The 18,588-nt window shown below is 40.3% G+C and carries 20 protein-coding genes and 5 pseudogenes; 19 read left to right on the top strand and 6 right to left on the bottom strand.

The genetic code is table 11. The features are described 5' to 3' along the window. Positions 1–432: 432 nt before the first annotated feature. The 9 genes and pseudogenes from FIU21_RS02925 to FIU21_RS13235 all read left to right on the top strand — a co-directional run bounded on the left by FIU21_RS02925 (position 433) and on the right by FIU21_RS13235 (position 7,311). Positions 433–1,230: pseudogene (locus tag FIU21_RS02925) on the top strand (ParA family protein). Then, on the top strand, positions 1,227–1,757 hold the full coding sequence (locus FIU21_RS02920) for a DUF3408 domain-containing protein (protein WP_004359301.1): 531 nt from the start codon (positions 1,227–1,229) through the stop codon (positions 1,755–1,757). Before FIU21_RS02925 ends, FIU21_RS02920 begins: the two are co-directional and overlap by 4 nt. Then, positions 1,754–2,521 carry a hypothetical protein gene (locus FIU21_RS02915; RefSeq protein ID WP_004359302.1) on the top strand — a complete coding sequence of 256 codons (768 nt, stop codon included), beginning with the start codon at positions 1,754–1,756 and terminating at the stop codon, positions 2,519–2,521. The genes FIU21_RS02920 and FIU21_RS02915 overlap by 4 nt, the downstream gene beginning before the upstream one ends. 154 nt (positions 2,522–2,675) lie before the next feature. Next, positions 2,676–2,975, top strand: a complete 300-nt coding sequence (locus FIU21_RS02910) for a DUF4134 domain-containing protein (RefSeq protein ID WP_004359303.1) — start codon at positions 2,676–2,678, stop codon at positions 2,973–2,975. A 4-nt stretch (positions 2,976–2,979) separates the two neighbouring features. Beyond that, complete coding sequence (locus FIU21_RS02905) at positions 2,980–3,315, top strand: DUF4133 domain-containing protein (protein ID WP_004359304.1); 336 nt, start codon at positions 2,980–2,982, stop codon at positions 3,313–3,315. Continuing rightward, positions 3,312–3,638, top strand: a pseudogene (locus FIU21_RS02900) (DUF3875 domain-containing protein); the annotation flags it as partial. The gene FIU21_RS02905 and the pseudogene FIU21_RS02900, both read left to right, overlap by 4 nt. 86 nt (positions 3,639–3,724) lie before the next feature. Beyond that, complete coding sequence (locus FIU21_RS02895; RefSeq protein WP_004359306.1) at positions 3,725–4,693, top strand: DNA adenine methylase; 969 nt, start codon at positions 3,725–3,727, stop codon at positions 4,691–4,693. Then, entirely contained in the window at positions 4,680–6,356 is a 1,677-nt protein-coding gene (locus FIU21_RS02890; RefSeq protein ID WP_004359307.1) for an AlwI family type II restriction endonuclease, read from the top strand. Before FIU21_RS02895 ends, FIU21_RS02890 begins: the two co-directional genes overlap by 14 nt. A 25-nt stretch (positions 6,357–6,381) precedes the next feature. Then, a complete protein-coding gene (locus FIU21_RS13235) occupies positions 6,382–7,311 on the top strand; it encodes a hypothetical protein (protein ID WP_004359308.1) in 930 nt (309 codons plus the stop codon). Between the two features lie 276 nt (positions 7,312–7,587). On the opposite strand, the gene FIU21_RS02880 is transcribed toward FIU21_RS13235, so the two are convergent. Further along, complete coding sequence (locus FIU21_RS02880) at positions 7,588–8,061, bottom strand: HU family DNA-binding protein (RefSeq protein ID WP_004359309.1); 474 nt, start codon at positions 8,059–8,061, stop codon at positions 7,588–7,590. A 179-nt stretch (positions 8,062–8,240) separates the two neighbouring features. On the opposite strand from FIU21_RS02880, the pseudogene traM reads away from it, so the two are divergent. From traM to FIU21_RS02830, 10 genes and pseudogenes are all read left to right on the top strand, one after another. Next, positions 8,241–9,177: pseudogene (gene traM, locus FIU21_RS02875) on the top strand (conjugative transposon protein TraM). 48 nt (positions 9,178–9,225) lie between these two features. Continuing rightward, entirely contained in the window at positions 9,226–10,176 is a 951-nt protein-coding gene (traN, locus tag FIU21_RS02870) for a conjugative transposon protein TraN (protein WP_004359312.1), read from the top strand. Further along, entirely contained in the window at positions 10,170–10,760 is a 591-nt protein-coding gene (locus FIU21_RS02865) for a conjugal transfer protein TraO (protein WP_036885830.1), read from the top strand. Before traN ends, FIU21_RS02865 begins: the two co-directional genes overlap by 7 nt. Positions 10,761–10,772: 12 nt before the next feature. Next, on the top strand, positions 10,773–11,231 hold the full coding sequence (locus tag FIU21_RS02860) for a DUF3872 domain-containing protein (RefSeq protein ID WP_004359314.1): 459 nt from the start codon (positions 10,773–10,775) through the stop codon (positions 11,229–11,231). 11 nt (positions 11,232–11,242) lie between these two features. Beyond that, positions 11,243–11,749 carry a glycoside hydrolase family protein gene (locus FIU21_RS02855; RefSeq protein ID WP_036885832.1) on the top strand — a complete coding sequence of 169 codons (507 nt, stop codon included), beginning with the start codon at positions 11,243–11,245 and terminating at the stop codon, positions 11,747–11,749. Positions 11,750–11,907: 158 nt separating this feature from the next. Beyond that, the gene (gene thcB4, locus FIU21_RS02850) at positions 11,908–13,083 is read left to right on the top strand and encodes a Thoeris type III anti-phage system protein ThcB4 (RefSeq protein WP_004359316.1); all 1,176 of its coding nucleotides are present in this window, start codon (positions 11,908–11,910) and stop codon (positions 13,081–13,083) included. After that, entirely contained in the window at positions 13,062–13,568 is a 507-nt protein-coding gene (thcA, locus tag FIU21_RS02845) for a Thoeris type III anti-phage system protein ThcA (RefSeq protein ID WP_004359317.1), read from the top strand. The genes thcB4 and thcA overlap by 22 nt, the downstream gene beginning before the upstream one ends. Positions 13,569–13,662: 94 nt before the next feature. Next, complete coding sequence (locus FIU21_RS02840) at positions 13,663–14,085, top strand: TIR domain-containing protein (RefSeq protein WP_004359318.1); 423 nt, start codon at positions 13,663–13,665, stop codon at positions 14,083–14,085. A gap of 41 nt (positions 14,086–14,126) precedes the next feature. Next, positions 14,127–14,813, top strand: a complete 687-nt coding sequence (locus FIU21_RS02835; protein WP_004359319.1) for a TIR domain-containing protein — start codon at positions 14,127–14,129, stop codon at positions 14,811–14,813. A gap of 2 nt (positions 14,814–14,815) precedes the next feature. Beyond that, positions 14,816–15,397, top strand: coding sequence for a toll/interleukin-1 receptor domain-containing protein (locus tag FIU21_RS02830; protein ID WP_036885834.1), 582 nt, complete (start codon positions 14,816–14,818; stop codon positions 15,395–15,397). A 289-nt stretch (positions 15,398–15,686) separates the two neighbouring features. Here the strand turns inward: FIU21_RS02830 and FIU21_RS02825 are convergent, their stop codons facing one another. The 5 genes and pseudogenes from FIU21_RS02825 to FIU21_RS02800 form a co-directional block, all read right to left on the bottom strand. Then, positions 15,687–15,917 carry a hypothetical protein gene (locus tag FIU21_RS02825; protein ID WP_004359321.1) on the bottom strand — a complete coding sequence of 77 codons (231 nt, stop codon included), beginning with the start codon at positions 15,915–15,917 and terminating at the stop codon, positions 15,687–15,689. A gap of 4 nt (positions 15,918–15,921) precedes the next feature. After that, a complete protein-coding gene (locus FIU21_RS02820; RefSeq protein WP_004359322.1) occupies positions 15,922–16,206 on the bottom strand; it encodes a DUF8466 domain-containing protein in 285 nt (94 codons plus the stop codon). Between the two features lie 27 nt (positions 16,207–16,233). Continuing rightward, positions 16,234–17,508, bottom strand: a pseudogene (locus tag FIU21_RS02815) (PcfJ domain-containing protein). A gap of 4 nt (positions 17,509–17,512) precedes the next feature. Then, a pseudogene (locus FIU21_RS13230) lies at positions 17,513–17,959 on the bottom strand (PcfK-like family protein). 5 nt (positions 17,960–17,964) lie between these two features. After that, complete coding sequence (locus FIU21_RS02800) at positions 17,965–18,396, bottom strand: hypothetical protein (RefSeq protein ID WP_036885835.1); 432 nt, start codon at positions 18,394–18,396, stop codon at positions 17,965–17,967. Positions 18,397–18,588: the final 192 nt, after the last annotated feature.

Raw genomic sequence — 18,588 nt, 5'->3', positions numbered from 1 at the left:
TTGAAGTATCCACCCTTTTGGGGTGTCTGCTTCGGGACGTTACCTCCATGTATTATTCTCGCCTGCAAAGTTACGGCAGATTTTCAAATATCTCATTATCAGAGACATTCACTCTTTTTCCTTGCATTTCCCTGTACTTCACAGGTAGTTGAAACTTAGGATAAAACCTTGTTATTTTGCAAGCAAATTCAGTTGAAAGACAGCTTAAAATCCGTATGGGTGAAGAGTCAAAAAAGATGGTTTCAATCTCAAAAAGATTCAATCAATAATGGTTTGAACGACGGATGATTTTATGTCTTTGGGCTGAGTCAAAATTAAGCTGGGTCAAAACCAGACTTTTAGGTCGAGTCAAAAATATGGTTTCAACAACAAATATGACATGACTTGTCAGTCAAGACATACATCAACTTATAACATAAGTAACAACCGACTATGAATATGGAAAAGAAAAAAAACAATCCCATCTATCTGGGCTTCGCCTCACAGAAAGGCGGAGTTGGCAAAAGCAGCTTTGCCGAAGTGCTGGCTTCCATACTATATTACGAAAAGAACATCTCTCTTGCCGTCGTGGACTGTGACGGTACGCAGGAATCTTTCTACAAACTCCGCGAACGCGACAGAGACCTCATCGAGTCCTCACCCGAACTGGGCAAGGAACTTCATGAACGCCTGTCGCGCTACGGCAAGAAATCGTATCATATCATCAGAAGCAAACCAGAAAGAGCCGTTTCCGATGTCATGAAATACCTTCGTAAAATGAAGACGGTACCGCAACTGATTATCTTTGACTTTCCTGGTCATGCCCTTACCAGTGCCATGATGGATTTGTCCATTACGATGGACTACATCATCTCACCTATAGAAGCCGACCCACAGTCGCTGGCATCGAGTTTTGCATACGCCAAGACAATCAGGGACTTGGGTGTCGGGTTTGAAGGCTCACGCATTCAGGACTTCTTCCTGCTTTGGAACAAAATCAACCGCACTGCCAGTACCACGGTCATCGACCTGTTCAGTCAGAATGCTGAGGAACAGGGATTGCCGATTTTCGATACTCGTATCTACAACTCCGTCCGATTCAGCAGGGAATTAGCATAAGGGGGTGTCAAAGGTGTATTCCGCTGTTCCTACCTGCCCCCTGCACAGGCTCTCCGCCCTCAGACTGGAGTGGATGAGTGGGTAAAGGAGGTCATGGAGAAACTCAACCTGAAAACTGAGAACGGCGTATGAAATCACTGAAAGAGCAACGTGAAAAGCTACTTCAAGCGAAATTGGAGGAGATGGCAGACATTGGTGTCAAGAAGCGCACAGAGGAGAATACACCAGACTTTGACGACCCCATTGATTTGGATGATGATTCAGACTCTGTGGAAGAAGATGCAAGTGTCTCTCTTTCTAAGATTGACGAACAGGAGGAAATACCGGAAGAAACTGCGTTTAATGGCACCAATGCAAAAACAGCGCAGCTATCGAAAAGAAAGAGAAATGGTAGAACAAAGGATTCTTCCCCAGCAATGGACTTTCCTGAATACGAACAGCGATTTCTGACGGGTGTCCGCAATGGGCGCAATAAGTCGGGCTTCAGTATCCATACTGAGATACTCCAGATACTGCGTGATGTGCTGAACGACATCAGATCGGAGGCTTCCATCACGGGGTATATTGAGAATATCCTTCTCGATCATTTGAAAACATATCAGGATTTGTTGAACCATACCGCCTCACAACGCAGGCGCGATAAAACCATAGACTTATGATAATTAATTTATTGTTAGGCGCATTGCTTTTGCTGGGTATAGCGTGGATAGCTCTCGGCATCGCATACTTTTGGAGGTTATTTCAAAATTTGGCAGCCCAATCAGGGAAGAATACACCAAAACAGAAAGGAAACGGGCATAACACAAGTCTCAATACATCCGTTTCCCAAGAGCAGATTGACAATGCACGCCATCTTTTGGTGGGCAGGAGTAAACCTTTCGTTTCCCCGTCTTTCTCCGAAGTTCCCGCTGCTTCCTCTTCTGAGAATCCTGATGAAAAACCTAATACTTTTGCAGAGAAAAACTCATCTGTGACCGAAGAAATAAAAGAAGCGGAAAGTACAGAAGAGGACAATGAAATGCAGGTTGACTACACAATGGAAGAATCTGACAAAGACGCTATCATTCGTGAGGAACTGCAAATCGCCGAGGCAGTGATGCCGGAAATTTCACCGTTCGCTATTCTTGCACGGGAAGTAGTCCGTATTACTGGCTGGCACAAAAATGACGACACGCTTGATGAGGAAAACGAAGCCGAAGTGCTGGATACTCTGCAAAGCATACAGGGCACACAGCTTATGGACTATATCAAAGAGGCAACGCTCAAGCAGGAGAAAGGCCATCAAAAACTCCTTGCTGCCATCCGTAAAGCAGAAGAAGCAGAAATGACGAACGAAGAAACAATATCTCCCGAGTCTGATTCTGCACAAGAGAATAGCGATGCATCGGAAGAAGCCGACCGTCCACTGTCATACTATCTGTAAGACTATTGTTTTTGTTCATATTGCACGGTGCTCGAGGGGTGGCTCAAAAGTAAAACAATCAACCAATATCAGTCATACGATAAAACCGAGCCACCCCTTACCATCTCTACCCAAAAGAAAACAATTCATTTAACAACTTAAAATAAAAAGAACAATGAACAACAAAAAGAAAATCACAATGCTCCTGCTGATGACTGCCACCATAGGAGCATACGCACAAGGCAATGGTATTGCCGGTATCAATGAAGCTACAAAAATGGTAACCTCCTACTTCGATCCCGGCACGAAACTCATTTATGCCGTAGGGGCGGTAGTGGGGTTGATTGGAGGCATTAAAGTGTACAACAAGTTCTCAAGTGGTGACCCCGATACGAGCAAGACCGCAGCCTCTTGGTTCGGTGCGTGTATCTTCTTGATAGTGGCTGCCACTATTCTGAGAAGCTTCTTCCTGTAAGGCGATGGCAGCATTTGAAATCAACAAGGGTGTAGGCCGGACGGTAGAGTTCAAGGGCTTGAAGGCGCAGTACCTCTTCCTCTTTGCAGGAGGTCTGCTGGCAGTCTTTATTCTCGTGGTCATTCTCTATCTCTGTGAAGTCAGCCAAATTACCTGTCTTGTCATAGGTGTAGTGGGTGCCAGCCTTGTGGTATGGCAAACGTTCACCATGAATAGAAAGTACGGGCAATATGGACTGATGAAAAAGGGAGCAGTACGTATGCACCCACGCTACCTTGTGAACCGCCGTACGGTCTGCCACCTTATCTGTAACCTTCAACCAAAGAAAGCGAAAAAATGAGAAATAAAAGCAAGATAACCACCTTGGAGTCGAAGTTTCCACTGCTCTCCGTAGAGCAGGACTGTATGGTGAGCAAGGATGCAGACATTACGGTTGCTTTCCGTGTGGAACTGCCAGAACTCTTTACCGTCACCTCTACAGAATACGAGGCAATGCACTCTGCCTGGCATAAGGCAATCAAGGTGCTACCTAATTACAGCATCATACACAAGCAGGACTGGTTCATCAAGGAGGACTATCAAGGAAAACTCTCCGATGGCGGACTGAGTTTCCTTGCCCGTTCTTCCGAACGGCACTTCAATGAACGTCCGTATCTCCACCATATTTCATAAGATTAAGCTAAATATCAAGTCATAAAGTTTCAATTCTAATAAAAATAGGTTACCTTTGCATATAAAATCAGCTCCTTATGAAACCAATGATAAAATATAGAGGGGGAAAAACAAAAGAAATCCCTCACATAATGTGGCATGTTCCTAGATTTTCTGGTAGATATGTCGAGCCTTTCTTTGGTGGTGGTGCTCTCTTTTTTTATTTGGAGCCTAGAGAAGCTATCATCAATGACATAAATAAGCAACTAATTAATTTTTATAAAGGTGTGAGAAACTATTTCCCAAAACTTCGAAAAGAATTGGATGAAATAGAGGCTTTATATGAAATTAATAGGCGTGATTATGATATATTGAAGGCAAGTACGCCTAACGAAAGAGTGGTAGATAATAATGAAGCTTTATATTATTTACTACGGGATATGTTTAACAACAAGATCCGTAAAGAGTATAGTGATGCATTACTCTATTATTTCATTAACAAAACAGCGTACTCGGGTATGATAAGATACAACTCTGACGGAGAATTTAATGTGCCTTATGGTCGTTATAAGCATTTAAGTACCCAACAAGTATCTTTTTCTCATAGCCAGCTGTTAAAACGAGCTGAGATACACAATGTAGATTATAGCAAAATCTTTGATATGTGTAATGTCGATGATTTTATTTTCTTAGATCCTCCGTATGACTGTGTATTTTCAGATTATGGAAATGTAGAATATAAAGAGGGCTTCAATGAAGACAATCATAGGAAGTTAGCAGAAGATTTTAAAAATCTCTCATGTAAGTCATTAATGGTTATTGGAAAGACTCCCCTAACAGAAGAACTGTATAAAGAGTTTATAATCGATGAGTATAAAAAGACCTATGCAGTAAATATAAGGAATAGATTTAAGTCGGAAGCCAAACATATTGTAGTAGCAAATTATAAAAAAGATTGGGATAATGTACAGATAATTACGGATAACGTAAACAAAGAATACACTGTTCCTGAAACTACGCAAATAATGTTGTTTGAATCTAAAAAGAAATATCATGGCAAGAATTGATAGTAGAACGCTGTTCTTGACAACATCGCCAAGAACACCTAACAAGATGATACCTGAAATCAGCCTTTTGATAGAACACTTTACAGGTGAAAAGTGGAATAAGGAAAGCCAATGTGCTTTTATGGAAGTTTTGAGGGAAGAGAACTTCTTCAATGGCAAAGGTGAGAAAGACCCTTCTTTCAGTGCAAGAGATAGAATAAACCGTGCTCCTAAATCTTTAGGCTTCGTTAGACTTTCCCCAACGATAGAACTGACACCTGCTGGTGAGAAACTCATTACTTCCAAACGAAAGGATGAAGTTTTCTTACGCCAAATGTTAAAGTTTCAAGTACCTTCTCCTTATCACAAACCTTCAAATAAAGCAGCGAAGTTCTGTATAAAGCCATACTTGGAAATGCTACGTTTAGTAAGAACAATGGGAACTTTAAAATTCGATGAGCTACAAATTTTTGGAATGCAGCTTACTGACTGGCATGACTTTGAGAATATCGTACATAAGATTGAGACCTTTCGCATCAAAAAAGCAAAGCATAAAGGCAGCTACAGAGTGTTTAAGGCAGAATACCTGAACACTGAACTAAAACAAATCTATAAAGACCGTATCAAGCAAGGAATGATAAAGACACGAGAAAGTGCAGATACTTCGCTTGAGAAATTCCTATGTACACAGTCAAGCAATATGAGAGATTATGCCGACTCATGTTTTAGATATTTAAGGGCAACAGGTCTTGTCAATGTGTCACAAGTAGGTAAGTCTCTTTCTATAATACCTGAGCGCACAAATGATGTCGATTACCTTTTGGAAAGTATAGAAAGTAATCCGTTATCATTTGAAAATGAAGCAGAGTATTGTAGCTATCTTGGTAATGCAAGTACTCCCATCTTACTTACTGACAACAGAGATAATCTGATAAAGAAACTGAAGAAAGAGTTTGCAAAACATACAATCCCTACGGCTGCTTCTACGGAGGAACTTAAAGACTTGTTAGGTGAGTTGAGAGACAAACAGCGCGAAGAAAATATCAAAGACGAAGTCAAGTGCATAAAAGAATATAAACTTTACGATGATATTCAATCTGTGTTCGGCAACATTACAGCCAAAAAGTATTACGATAACCCTATTATGCTAGAATGGAACACATGGCGAGCTATGACTATGCTTGACGGAGGTAACATTAAGGCTAATCTAAATTTTGACGATTTTGGAAAACCTCTTTCAACGGCAGCAGGGAATATGGCTGATATTGTCTGCGATTATGGAGACTTCCTTGTTACTGTAGAAGTAACAATGGCTTCTGGACAGAAACAATTTGAAATGGAAGGAGAACCCGTTAGCAGACATCTTGGTAAATTAAAGGTGTTATCGGGTAAACCATGTTATTGCTTATTCATTGCACCGACAATCAATGATGCTACTATTTCGTTTTTTTATATGCTACACAAAACAAATTTAGCAATGTATGGAGGGAAATCTACGGTAGTACCACTTCCGCTATCACTCTTTCAGAAGATGGTAGAAGATTCTTACAAGGCGAGTTATTTTCCTAAACCAAGCAACATTAAAGCCTTTTTTGAAACTTCTGAAACTCTTGCAGAGAAAACTAATAATGAAGTATTGTGGTATAGAAGCATGCAAGAAAAGGCGATGGATTGGCTAGAGTAAGAATCTATAATTTCATATAAATAATATGGCAGAAGAGAATATATTTGATTTTCAGATACACTACTATCTAAACCAAGAAGGCCTCCATCAAATGGATGCCAAAATCTTGAATGAGTGTGAGCGTCAATTGCTTGATGCTTTTGATTTCATTAAGGCTTGTACAGGAGATTTTAAAATTGAAGTAACACCGAAGAAGGAAGGTGGACTAATAGAATCTTTTGTTATAGTTGCTATCATAATTGGTAAATCTGATACATTTAAGAATCTTATCAATGCTCTTATCCAAAAATTCTTTTCTTCTACACAGACTAAGCTTGCTAATAGTAATGCTAGAATAGAGTTGTATGAGAAAGTTAAGAACGGGACTTTAACAAAAGAAGAAGCAGAAGAACTTATAGATGAAAAGAAGGTTAGGAAGTGCGTTAGTAATTACTTTAAATCGCTCGAAAAAACAGATACAGTAACTTCTGTAGAAGCGTCTGTTAAAAAAGATGGAGAACAAAAGCCTTTTAGTTCATCTAAAATCATAAAAGCTGATTTTACAAAAAAAATACTTTCAGATACTACCACCGAAGATAAAACAGAGACGGCAGGAACAACAATTCGCATTCTTTCACCTGTTTTGCGGCAAGGACATGGGAAAGTTTGGAAAGGCTACTATTCAGGAAAGACAATTGAATTCAAAGTTTTAGACAAGGAGTTCTTGGAACAGGTTTATAATAATGAAATTAAATTTGGGGCAAACACTGTGATAACTTGTACTCTTATTACTATTACAAAGAAGAAAGTAGAGAATGGAGAATATACAGACTTAAAGCCTGAATATGCAGTGAAAGATGTCCTCCAGTGGGAAGATGACTATACCTTTAAGAACAGTACCAAACGATATAAGAAAATTAAGGCTGACGAGCAACAGTTAGATTTATTTAATCAAGATCAGATTCAAAATAAATAGAAGCTTTACTAAAAACGTGTAAAGAAATATTATAAACCGTACTGACTGAAATTTAATTCCATGCTAAGGCTCTTGAAATTGTCTTATAGGACAATTCAAATTCTCTTATAAGACAATTTTAATTCTCTTATAGGACATTTTTTGCTATCTAATAGCTACTGATAATCAGATAGTTATAGAGGTAGATTTTTGACTAAGAAAAGCCATAAAAAAGATGTGCAGAAGTAAAATATTCTGCACATCTAAATGGGTTACTAATCCGACGACTTCAGCTACTTAAGGATGAAAATTTTCGTCTGGCTCTGGACCAGGATTTCCACCTGGTTTAGGTTTTTCACCATCTGTAGCATTCACAATGTCCTCCTGTGGTGCAAACTCAAGGAGACGGGCATCAAGGGTGTCGCGCATAGTTGTACTCTTCGTAAATTGTACATTAACCTGCTTGATAAGTTGTGCGCCTTTCTTCTTTGCCTCGGCTGCTGTTGGAGCACCTTGCGATTTCATTGTGAGGCGGAACGAACCTAAATCACCAAGGCGGACTGTATTACCATTTTCTAATGCCTCCATAACCTCGTATTGCAAAGCATCTAAAACGGCTTTAACGTCAGCACTTGAAACGGTCGAACGTTTCTCCACACGCTTTACTATCTGCGCAAGCGACATCGGTGTGGTTGGTGCCATCTGCGGATAATACTTAATCTCGTTTTTCTTCAGCGGATTTTTCTTCGCTTGAATTACATATTTTATCATATTCCTATAAATTTAAGGAGGTTAGTAATGAGCACAAAGGTAATGATTTTTCTTTATAATCAGCAAAAGACAAAATAATATTTTCTAACATATATTGAAACATATTTTCTGAAAATATTGCTCCATCAGAGGAGCAGCGTGCAGAGACAGCAGCATCTACGGCAAAGATAGAAAGCTCCATGCATCGCTATGAGGAGAATAATCGCCTCTTAAACTCCTTTTACGCTCCCGACCCACACGAGCAGGAGCGTGAAGCCTTGCGCTCGGAGATAGATAATCTTAAAAAGGAACTCTCTGCCAAAGACAGCAGGGAGGACAATGAAGAGAAACGGCAGCTTGCCTTGATGGAAAAGAGCTATCAGATGGCAGCGAAGTATCTTCCTAAAGCTTCAACTCCACCTACCTTCAACAATGGTTTGATGGCAGGAAAGGAGAAGACGGAAGACACTGTAGGTGGCTCTGACGCCGCTAAAAGCAAGACCATGCAGAATGAGAAGCCTGCAATGGAGGTGCTTCCAGAGCGTAGGCAGATAGTATCTTCACTTGACCAGCCTATGAGCGATGTGTACTTTATGGAGGAATACGGCAAAAAGGCTCGTAATATGGGCTTTCATTCGCTCACAAGTACGGCTGCTCCTACAATGCGCAATACGCTGAAAGTAGTAGTGGACAGGACTACAGTTCTTAAGGAGGGTGACAATGTCGTGCTTCGTCTGCTTGAAAGTGCCAAGGTACAGGGACTGCACATTCCACGACAGAGCCGACTCATAGCCGTCGCCAAGATTGAGGGCAACCGTATGCACCTGCTTATCAAAAGTATAGAAGTAGACGGCCATATCATAGCTGTCAAACTCTCGGCATACGACACGGACGGACAGGAGGGAGTGTATATACCAGGCTCGGAGGATATCAATGCGCTTAAGGAAGTTGGAGCGAACATCGGTGGTTCAATGGGCACATCCTTTACCTTCGCTTCTTCTGCCAAAGATCAAATTATCTCAGAAGCTGCCCGTGGGGTGATGCAAGGTGCAAGTCAGCTGCTTCAGAAGAAACTGCGCACCATCAAGGTTACGCTCAAGGGTGGCTACCCCCCTTTTCTTGGTTCAGTCCAAATAAAACAATCGAAAAGGATAAGTAAAAAATAACATCAAAACAAAAGGAACAATGAAGAAAATTATTTTTTCAATGGCTATGCTTGCCATGGTGGGAGCAACAGCCACAGCACAGGAAAACAATGATGGTCTGACACCAATCCGTCCGCTTACTTCGGGAGAGCTCTTTCAAGGTATGAGCTGTGCCATACCAACGGGGCGTGTCGTACTGCCATACGGCTTGGACGTTACCTTTGACAAGACCGTGCATCTTATCTTCCCTTCTGCCATTCGTTATGTAGACTTAGGTTCGCAGAACATCATTGCAGGTAAGGCGGAGGATGCCGAGAACGTGCTACGTGTAAAGGCTTCGGTGAAGGACTTTGAAACGGAAACCAATATGAGTGTCATCTGTGAGGACGGCTCTTTCTATGCTTTCAACGTAAAGTATGCTGATGAGCCGGAGAAGCTCAGCATTGAGATGAAGGATTTTTTCTCTACAACAGAAGGTAGACTGCCGAGTAATCGCTCTGATATTTACTTCAAGGAACTTGGTAACGAGTCGCCCGTATTAGTAAAGTTGATGATGCAGACTATCTATCAGAATGACAGACGGTGCATTAAGCACATCGGTGCTCAGCAGTTCGGTATGAAGTTCCTGCTTCGTGGCTTGTATGCCCATAACGGCTTGCTGTATTTCCACACGCGTATGGAAAACGGCACGAATATGCCGTACTCGGTGGATTTTATCACATTTAAGGTGGTTGATAAGAAGATGGCAAAGCGCACCGCCATACAAGAGCAGGTGCTTCAGCCACTTCGTGCCTATCATCAGGTGATGCAGGTGCGTGGCATGGGCAGTGAACACACAGTGTTTGCGCTCGAGCAGTTTTCTCTTGCAGAAGATAAGCAGCTTGAAGTGACGCTCCATGAGAGAAATGGCGGTCGTACGCTGACTTTCCATGTAACGGCAGAAGATCTGCAGCTGGCAAAGAAGATTGATAACCTCAAACTGAAATGGTAATGAAGAAGAACAATATCATTCTGACAGTATGCCTTGCGGTGGCCATGACTTTCAGTCTGCCATCGCAGGCACAGCGACTGATACCCAAGCAAAGGGGAATAGAGGTCGTAGGGAGTGTTCCGCTTATTAAGGGAGAAAAGTTCCTTGCAGTTGACAATTTCGGCATAGGAGTATCACTCACCCGTTATCTGGGGCGTGAGAACTATACTTTTGTTATGGCTGAGTATGAACAGCAGAATATGCCGTACAGAAGTTATAACGTAAAACTCAAGGATGCACTCTTACAGGTGGGCTATATGCACCCTGTTTTCTCCGACAGAGGTAAGAATGTGTTTCTCTATAGTGGCATATCCGCCTTGGGTGGCTATGAGCAGCTGAACGAGGACAACAAACTGCTGCCCGATAAGGCAACACTGCTCGACCGTTCCCGCTTTGTCTATGGCGGTGCCGTGCATGGCTCGGTGGAAGTGTTCCTAACAGACAGGGTTCTCTTTCTTGTCAAGGCGCAGGGACGTTTCCTCTTTGGAACGGACGTGCATCGTTTTCGTCCGGCTGTTTCTGCAGGACTAAGGTTTAACTTTTAAGTAGAAGAAAAGATGAAGAAGATATTGAATACGATTTGGGTAATGAGTGTGCTGACCCTTGCCGTGTTTTGCCTATCTGCTTGTGATAGGGATTTGGATGTTCAGCAGTCTTATCCGTTTACGGTGGAGACAATGCCGGTTCAGAAGGACATCATAAGAGGGCAGACGGCTGAGATACGCTGCACACTGAAGCGGGGTGGTGAGTTTGCCGACACTCGCTATACGATACGTTATTTCCAGTCTGACGGCAAAGGCTTGCTAAGAAATGATAACGGTACTGTCTTCAAGCCTAACGACCGCTATCCGCTTGCAAAAGATGTGTTCCGCTTATACTACACCTCGCTGTTATCTGATCGCCAGACGATTGATGTATATGTGGAGGATAGTTTCGGGAAAGTTCAGCAGCTGACCTTTAGTTTCAACAACGAGCGAGAAGAGGGCAAGGATAAGCCTACATCTTCTCGTCGCTAAGACCATAATTGATGCGAACGATAAATTCTTTCATTTTACTTTGTGTATTCTGCCTGTTCTGTCAGCCGACCCTTGCCCAGCGCAGGGTGCGGCTGGCAGACTTGCCACCTTTTGAGCGTGCAGTAGTTGTTGTGAAATATTTTGAGGGCATGCACGGCTGGAAGAATTATCCGTATGTTGGATATGGGCATCAGCTGCAACGGGGAGAGCGTTTCACTGCGGATATGACGGAACGGCAGGCGGACTCTCTGCTCCGTGCTGACCTATGGAAATGTTTTGAACACTTCAAAGGCTATGGCAAGGATGCCCCGCTGCTGACCTTGCTTGCCTACAATGTGGGCGTGGGGCGATTGATCGGTTATGGTAAGCACCCTAAGAGTAGGCTACTGCGAAAGATAGAGGCTGGAGATAGAAACTTCTATTGGGAGTATGTTTCGTTTTGCCGATATAAGGGTAAAGTTTTGAATGGGTTAGTCAAACGGAGAAAGGTGGAATTTGCTCTGTTTTATTTACTCTGATTATCAAAGACGCCCCTTGCGACATTTTTATGCTCCGCAAGAGACGTTTTCTTGTTGTTTTATTCTCCTTTCTCGCTATGAATTAGTAACTTTGTACTCTCTGCTTCTATATACTGAGGTGTCGGAGGTAATTTAGAAAACGAATAAAGAAAAACAATATGAAATATAGATATCAATTAATCTTATTAGGTTCAATAGAGAATCCTATTATCAAAGGAATCAAGAACCAAATTATATCTGAAATCAGTGATTTAAAGTTACCACAAGGTATCATAAATATAATAGACAGAAATAATTGGAAAGATGAGTATGTGGGAAATCAACCCACATTCTGTATATACCTTGGAAATGATAATGGGTTTTTCAAAGATTTGGCTATAGTTGAAAAGCTTATTAAAGATGGAACAATGATACTTCCTGTATATTTCAATGATTTCTCAAAGGAGATACCCGAAGAACTCAAAAAACAAAATGGAATTAAATATGATGATAACCAGCAAAGTCGTATTGCTAATATTGTTTTACAAGCATTTGAACTCTTGAGAAGCACAAGAAAAGTATTCATCAGTTATAAAAGATCAGAATCAACTTCTGTAGCTATACAAATGTATGAAGCTCTAGAATCCCATCACTTCGATGTCTTTTTAGATACACATTCTATCGAAAAAGGTGAACTTTTCCAAGAGGAGTTGTGGCACAGAATGACCGATTGCGATGTTATACTATTACTAAATACCCCTGGATTTTTGGAAAGTCATTGGTGTAAGGAAGAACTCGCGGAAGCAGGTTCAAAACAAATAGGGATTGTTCAATTAGTTTGGCCTAATCATAAGATTAATGCTATTTCCCATCTGAGTTTCCCCTTAAATTTAGAAAGTACTGATTTTGTTGATGCAATCTATAATGATAAGGATAAATCAAAACTAAAAAATGATAAGGTTGAGGAAATAGTACAATTTGTCGAGTCTGTACGAGCCAGGAATCTAGCATCTAGGCAAGATAATTTAATAACCGAATTTATGAGCATAGCCAAACAATGTGGTAGAGACATTACGGTTCAACCTGAAAGATATTTAACTGAAGTGATATCCGGCAAGAAAATCATCTATGTCCCCACAATTGGAATTCCACAATCTTTCAATTGTCAAGCAGCTGATATTCGATACGAATATGATAAAAATCCCCAAAACACTCGTATTAGATTGATATATGACGATTTGAGAATCAGGGACAAATGGTTGAAGCATCTAGATTGGTTAAATAACAACTTAAAAAAAGACATATTTACTTTAAAAAAACAAGAATTTAAGAAATGGCTGGAAACAACGAAATAAAAAATATATTTCTCTCAGCAAGCATTCCTTTGCAAGAAAGAGATCCTCAATATATCGAGACTGCAGATATTATAGCAATACGAGATGCTGTAATAGCATTAACGACAGTAGTACTCCCACGTTATAGGCTCATTTGGGGCGGTCATCCTTCTATTACGCCTCTAATATATCATGTAATGGAAAAATTGAATTTGAATATCCAAGAGCATGTAACCTTATACCAGTCAAGATTTTTTGAAAAATACTTCCCGAAAGATAACAATAAGTTCAAAAACATAGTATTGACAGATATTGTTGATGATAGAGAAAATTCTCTATTACATATGAGGAGCAGGATGCTCGGTGAGTCTGAATTTGCTGCTGGAATTTTCATTGGAGGAATGGAAGGTGTAGAAGAGGAATACAATATGTTTATAGAAAAGCATCCCAAAGCGTTGGTTTTACCCATAGCAAGTACAGGAGCTGGTGCAAAAAAAAATATATGATGAGCGATTTACAGACAAAAATGAGCGATTAGTAAAAGACTATGCCTATATGTCTCTATTTCAGAAGTATTTAATTGATAAAATATAATTTATTATGAGTAGAAAAGTTTTTTATAGTTTCCATTTTGATAATGATAACTGGCGAGCTGGACAAGTTCGTAATATGGGAGTGGTAGAAGGGAATCAACCCGTTAGTGGAAACAAATGGGAGGAAATCAAACAAAGTGAAGCCTCTATCAAAAGGTGGATTGATGACAATCTGAAAGACAAATCTTGTTTAATCGTTTTAATAGGAGAGAAAACAAGCGAAAGAAAGTGGGTAAAGTATGAAATTGAGCGAGCTTGGGAATTAGGGAAAGCTGTTTGTGGAATTTATATAGATAGACTCGAAAATTCTAATGGAGAGCAATCTCTTAAAGGTAAAAACCCTTTGCAAGTTATATACCTACTTTTGAAACGGAGTACAGATCAAGTAAATATGCATACAATGACATTAAAAACAATATCACTAGTCTAGTAGAAAAAGCAATTCAAGTAAGAAAATCATATAGATAGGTTATGGGAAGAAAAGTTTTTATATCATACAAATATGCTGATACCCAAGTACAAGACTTGGGAATATATGAAGATAGTGGATGGGGGCTAAGACAAAAGGTCCCAACTAAAGCCCGTCATTATGTAGATAAATTACAAGACAAAATAGGTAAAGATAACATAAATCTTGGTGAAAAGGATGGCGAAAGCTTGGCTGATTTCTCTGATATGACTATTGAAACAAAATTGAAGGGAAAAATTAGGCAGTGCTCAATAACTATTATCCTAATATCTAAAGGAATGAAAACTAATGAGCCAGAAAAAGATCAATGGATTCCTTGGGAGGTTTCGTATTCACTACGCACAGTGCCAAATGGTAGCTATACAAAACAAATGAATGCCATATTGGGGGTTGTACTTCCTGACGAAACGGGATTATATGATTGGTATTATAAATCTGATTTAGATTGTAATTGCACTACCCATTACACAAGTAAGTTGTTTAAAATATTACGAGATAACAGTTTTAATATCAAGGATAAACAGTTTCGACAATGTAATGGAAAAAATATATATACAAATGATGAGCCTTCATTCTTTAAAACTGTAAAATGGGATGAGTTTATGAGAAATCATAATTGTTATATCGAAAAAGCAATTAAAATAAAAAATAACAAAGATGCATATGATGTGCATATAAACTTAGATTAATTATGAGCTTTATATCTGAAACACAACTATCAGGTTATAGAAGGAGAACAAATATGTTCTCTGCTGACAATATCGTAAATTTAAATGAAAACTTTTACAGAGACAAATCTCGCCCAATGGTATTTCTTTCTCACAAACATGATGAACAAGAAATACTTCAGGGCGTAGTTGCTTTCCTTAAAGAGGAAGGGGTTGATGTGTATGTAGATTGGATGGATTCTTCTATGCCCGCTTATACTAATGCAAAAACAGCTCATTCTTTAAAACAGAAAATAAAGATTGCTGATAAATTTATTTTGGTAGCCACACCAAATGCAATCAACTCAAAATGGTGTAATTGGGAGTTAGGTTTAGGAGATGCTGCAAAGTACAAAGAACATATCGCATTATTACCAATTAACAAAACTTATGAAACTTTCGGGGGAGCTGAATATCTCGCTATTTATCCTTATATAGATTATGAAGATGGAAACAGTAAAGATATAAATGGCAGTTACATACAAAAAGGTTACTATGTAAAATATAGATTAGACAACGGAAACGAACAATTAACACCTTTGAAGAGGTGGTTAAAAGCCAAATAAGCACTTATTTTCCTACAAGTGTCAACACGGTGGTAGAAAAATAGTATAGCGGTTCTGTCCAAAGTTTTGTGTAAATAAGAAGTTATGCTTACCCTCATGGCCTTATCCTGTCAACAAAGATAGCGATAAATTGGGCTTATTTTCTAATTGGGGTTTTTTGTTACTTTTGAGCCATCTCAATTCACTGTCAAAAGTAACAAGGTGTTTTTCATCGTGGTTTCTTTGCTCCTTTCTTTGTCCACCCGAAGCTCACGAAAGAAAGGAGCGGTCGGCAAATCTGCCGACCGCTTTATGGTGTCTGCTCTTCTTGAACGATTATCTGTCCCGTCCTTACTTCGGGGTGCGTGAAGAAAGCCCAATTGATTTCCTCATCGGACAAAGTGCTGTGAATACTTCCACCCATAACCAAGCCACAATCTTGCAGGACTTTCTGCCGTGCGTCTTCCTTGCTCTCCGCAACCACATCGAATACTCCTTCAAAGACGTATTGTGTCCGAACTCTGTAAACTTTCTTCTTCATAATCTTAAAATTCAACCTTTAATAATCTGTATTCCTTTGGCTCTCCATTAGATAATTTGCGATGTGTGAGCCAAAAGTGATGTGCGCCATAGCCGTAGGCAAAGAACTTGTCAAGTTCTGTTTCTTCGGCTATTTTGTTGATAGCCGACCTTAACTCCTCTTTGCTGTCGGATAGGGTTATTGCGTTGATAACCCTAATGAGAATATGCGGTATTTGGCTTTCTCTTTGTCCGCCGATTTTCAATTCATCCGCATAGTTGTAGATGATATTTTCAATCTCTGTTTTCATATCTCTGATAATTTAATGGTTCATACTTTATGCTGTAGCTTTCATTCTTCGGCTTATAAGTTCCCGATTGGCATTGACAAGGTTTACTATCTGCTCGTGGTATTCTGTATTCTTATTGCACACTCCACGACTTTGTACCACTTCCAAAGTTCGTAAAGACATTTCAATGGTTTCTATTCTCTTGCCTTCAATGGTAGCCGAAAGGATAAGGGAGTCTTCCTTAAGGTAGTATGCATTAGAAAATACGCAATGGTGCATTGATACACCTTCTTCTAAATGTTCCTGCACGCTCTCCAATACGTGGACTTGAATAGTGCCATCTGTAAAACAGATACCAAAAAACTTGGATTTGAGTTCCTTGAAACGCTTTTCGTCTTCCATTGCCTTCTGCTGCTTCTGTTCTATCTCCTCCCTTTTACGCAATTTGAGAAGTTCCTCGTGTCTGCGGTCGTGTTCGCCTTTAAGGTCTGCGGGGCATAAATATTTTGGACTATGAATATCCTTACCTAATCTTCTAAGTGTATCTACATAATCACTCCAAAGGGAAATATCCACAATCTAATAGCCCTTACGAACTGCAATCTTGTAGGATTACCATAGTTCTTCAAAAGTTCTCTTGTTGCCAAGAAAGTAACGTAAATGCTCTGTGCGACCTGCTTTTAGCAATGTTTCCACTCGGCTGTCTGTAAGTAATGCAGGAATAAACTTAGTAGGCACAATGCCATAGAAATTATCCTTAAAACCATTTCTACGAAGTATGTCTGTAACCTTGAACTTCGGATATATCGGTGAGTAGGCAATATGCTGATAGGCTTCATTATCGTTGCGTATCGCCATAGGACTATAATAGGAAAATGTATCAACATAGTGTCCCAATACCCTCTGTATGGCAACTACAGCTTTTCGTCCCTGCATATTCCACCAATATTGCCCAATCTCAATTATAGAAGTCTGTGCTTTGTAACCTTTCTCCATACCCACAATAAGTAGGAACATACGCAATACTTGAAACTCTCCACAAGTGGTAAGTAGGGTGAAATACTGCTTCTGCTGCAACTTGCGCTCATAGGTTTCCTTGACCTGCAACTTTGCCCTGCAATGAGGGCAAGTGCAAGTTTCTCTATGTTTGTCCATTACCCAACTATGCCCACAATCCATACAAGTAGTGCGACCTTTTGGCAAGCGGTAGGCGAAGTGGTCTATGCACTCACGAAATGCCCACTTACTTTGTGTCGTGGTTATCGGGCGAAGATGCTTGCTTTGTTCCAAAACTGCCTTTTCAAATTTGTTTCTCGGTTTCATAGGCTTAAAAATCGAATAGTGATGGTTGTACTTGGGTTGTCGCGTTCTCAGTCTTTTTCACTCGTGCGTTACGGCTCTGTAACTTAGCAAGTTCCTCACGCTGATATTGCTTAATGGCTTCCTGCCTTGCATTGGCTTTTTCTTCCTCCGTTAGTTCCACAACGTGATTAACGGCTACTTGGCAAGAAACAGCCTTTCCTACTTCTATCTCGTCCTCATCGTAGTAGTGAACAGCCATAGAGAAGATTTTTTCGAGCTAAGCTCTCAACAACTCGTCATCATCATCAAAGCCGTTACAACCGCTTTTCTGCACTTCATTAAGAATGTAGGTGATGCACTCCTCGATATTCTTGTTTGGTTTCAACAAGTTAGGGGCAAATAATGGGTCTGTCATAGCACGCTGATTAAGATACTCGGCTATTGTCCGTGTAAAATGTTCTGTACCTTTCATATTGCTTAGTATTTTGGGATTTCTACTATCTGATTGATGCGCCCATATAGGTAGGCTCTTAGGCTTGTTCTGTCGGGTGCGTAATACTCTGTCCATTGTCCGTACTGATTGACAAGATATTTCTTCAGTACATCAAAGAAGTCAAAGCGATAGCCTTGTAGGGGAACGGCAGTACGGAAGTAGGTATTAGAGTTCACCGCTTCACATAGCCAATTCTTTTCCTCACGGCTCATACACTCGCCACGATTGAGTTTCACACGAAGGAGATATACTTTGCTGTTACAAAGGCTCTCCAAAGGGAGTACGTCCCATTGTACAAACTTAATTGCCAACACTTGCTCACTTTCTTCAGCCACAGGGTTAATGCGGTAATGAGAGGAGGAGCTATATCCTTTTCTGTTCATCGAAGATTTTGTATTTATTTTTTGCTTATCCATAGCGACATTCTTTTATGCGTCCAAAGATCGGAGTATGCTGATTTTTCGGGCAAAGCCCTCAACAACTCGTCCTTTTTGTAGCAAAATAGAGGTAGCGGGGCAGGCTTACACAAGGTTTTGGCGGAAAATACTACCCGTAGGTGTGGAGATTTTCCAGACAAACCAAGCGGCTTAGACCTTTTGAAAGCCACA

It is taken from the genome of Prevotella melaninogenica, from assembly GCF_013267595.1.
Taxonomy (GTDB): domain Bacteria; phylum Bacteroidota; class Bacteroidia; order Bacteroidales; family Bacteroidaceae; genus Prevotella; species Prevotella melaninogenica_D.
Note: the sequence above shows the minus strand (reverse complement) of the source record. Positions and strands in the feature narration are given on the sequence as shown.

Coding starts and splice junctions, on each gene's coding strand:
- FIU21_RS02860 (WP_004359314.1), top strand. CDS start 10,773: ATGAAGAAGATATTGAATACGATTTGGGTAATGAGTGTGCTGACCCTT.
- FIU21_RS13235 (WP_004359308.1), top strand. CDS start 6,382: ATGGCAGAAGAGAATATATTTGATTTTCAGATACACTACTATCTAAAC.
- FIU21_RS02840 (WP_004359318.1), top strand. CDS start 13,663: ATGAGTAGAAAAGTTTTTTATAGTTTCCATTTTGATAATGATAACTGG.
- FIU21_RS02890 (WP_004359307.1), top strand. CDS start 4,680: ATGGCAAGAATTGATAGTAGAACGCTGTTCTTGACAACATCGCCAAGA.
- FIU21_RS02905 (WP_004359304.1), top strand. CDS start 2,980: ATGGCAGCATTTGAAATCAACAAGGGTGTAGGCCGGACGGTAGAGTTC.
- FIU21_RS02835 (WP_004359319.1), top strand. CDS start 14,127: ATGGGAAGAAAAGTTTTTATATCATACAAATATGCTGATACCCAAGTA.
- FIU21_RS02880 (WP_004359309.1), bottom strand. CDS start 8,061: ATGATAAAATATGTAATTCAAGCGAAGAAAAATCCGCTGAAGAAAAAC.
- FIU21_RS02800 (WP_036885835.1), bottom strand. CDS start 18,396: ATGGATAAGCAAAAAATAAATACAAAATCTTCGATGAACAGAAAAGGA.
- thcB4 (WP_004359316.1), top strand. CDS start 11,908: ATGAAATATAGATATCAATTAATCTTATTAGGTTCAATAGAGAATCCT.
- FIU21_RS02825 (WP_004359321.1), bottom strand. CDS start 15,917: ATGAAGAAGAAAGTTTACAGAGTTCGGACACAATACGTCTTTGAAGGA.
- FIU21_RS02915 (WP_004359302.1), top strand. CDS start 1,754: ATGATAATTAATTTATTGTTAGGCGCATTGCTTTTGCTGGGTATAGCG.
- FIU21_RS02910 (WP_004359303.1), top strand. CDS start 2,676: ATGAACAACAAAAAGAAAATCACAATGCTCCTGCTGATGACTGCCACC.
- traN (WP_004359312.1), top strand. CDS start 9,226: ATGAAGAAAATTATTTTTTCAATGGCTATGCTTGCCATGGTGGGAGCA.
- FIU21_RS02895 (WP_004359306.1), top strand. CDS start 3,725: ATGAAACCAATGATAAAATATAGAGGGGGAAAAACAAAAGAAATCCCT.
- FIU21_RS02820 (WP_004359322.1), bottom strand. CDS start 16,206: ATGAAAACAGAGATTGAAAATATCATCTACAACTATGCGGATGAATTG.
- FIU21_RS02855 (WP_036885832.1), top strand. CDS start 11,243: ATGCGAACGATAAATTCTTTCATTTTACTTTGTGTATTCTGCCTGTTC.
- FIU21_RS02865 (WP_036885830.1), top strand. CDS start 10,170: ATGGTAATGAAGAAGAACAATATCATTCTGACAGTATGCCTTGCGGTG.
- thcA (WP_004359317.1), top strand. CDS start 13,062: ATGGCTGGAAACAACGAAATAAAAAATATATTTCTCTCAGCAAGCATT.
- FIU21_RS02920 (WP_004359301.1), top strand. CDS start 1,227: ATGAAATCACTGAAAGAGCAACGTGAAAAGCTACTTCAAGCGAAATTG.
- FIU21_RS02830 (WP_036885834.1), top strand. CDS start 14,816: ATGAGCTTTATATCTGAAACACAACTATCAGGTTATAGAAGGAGAACA.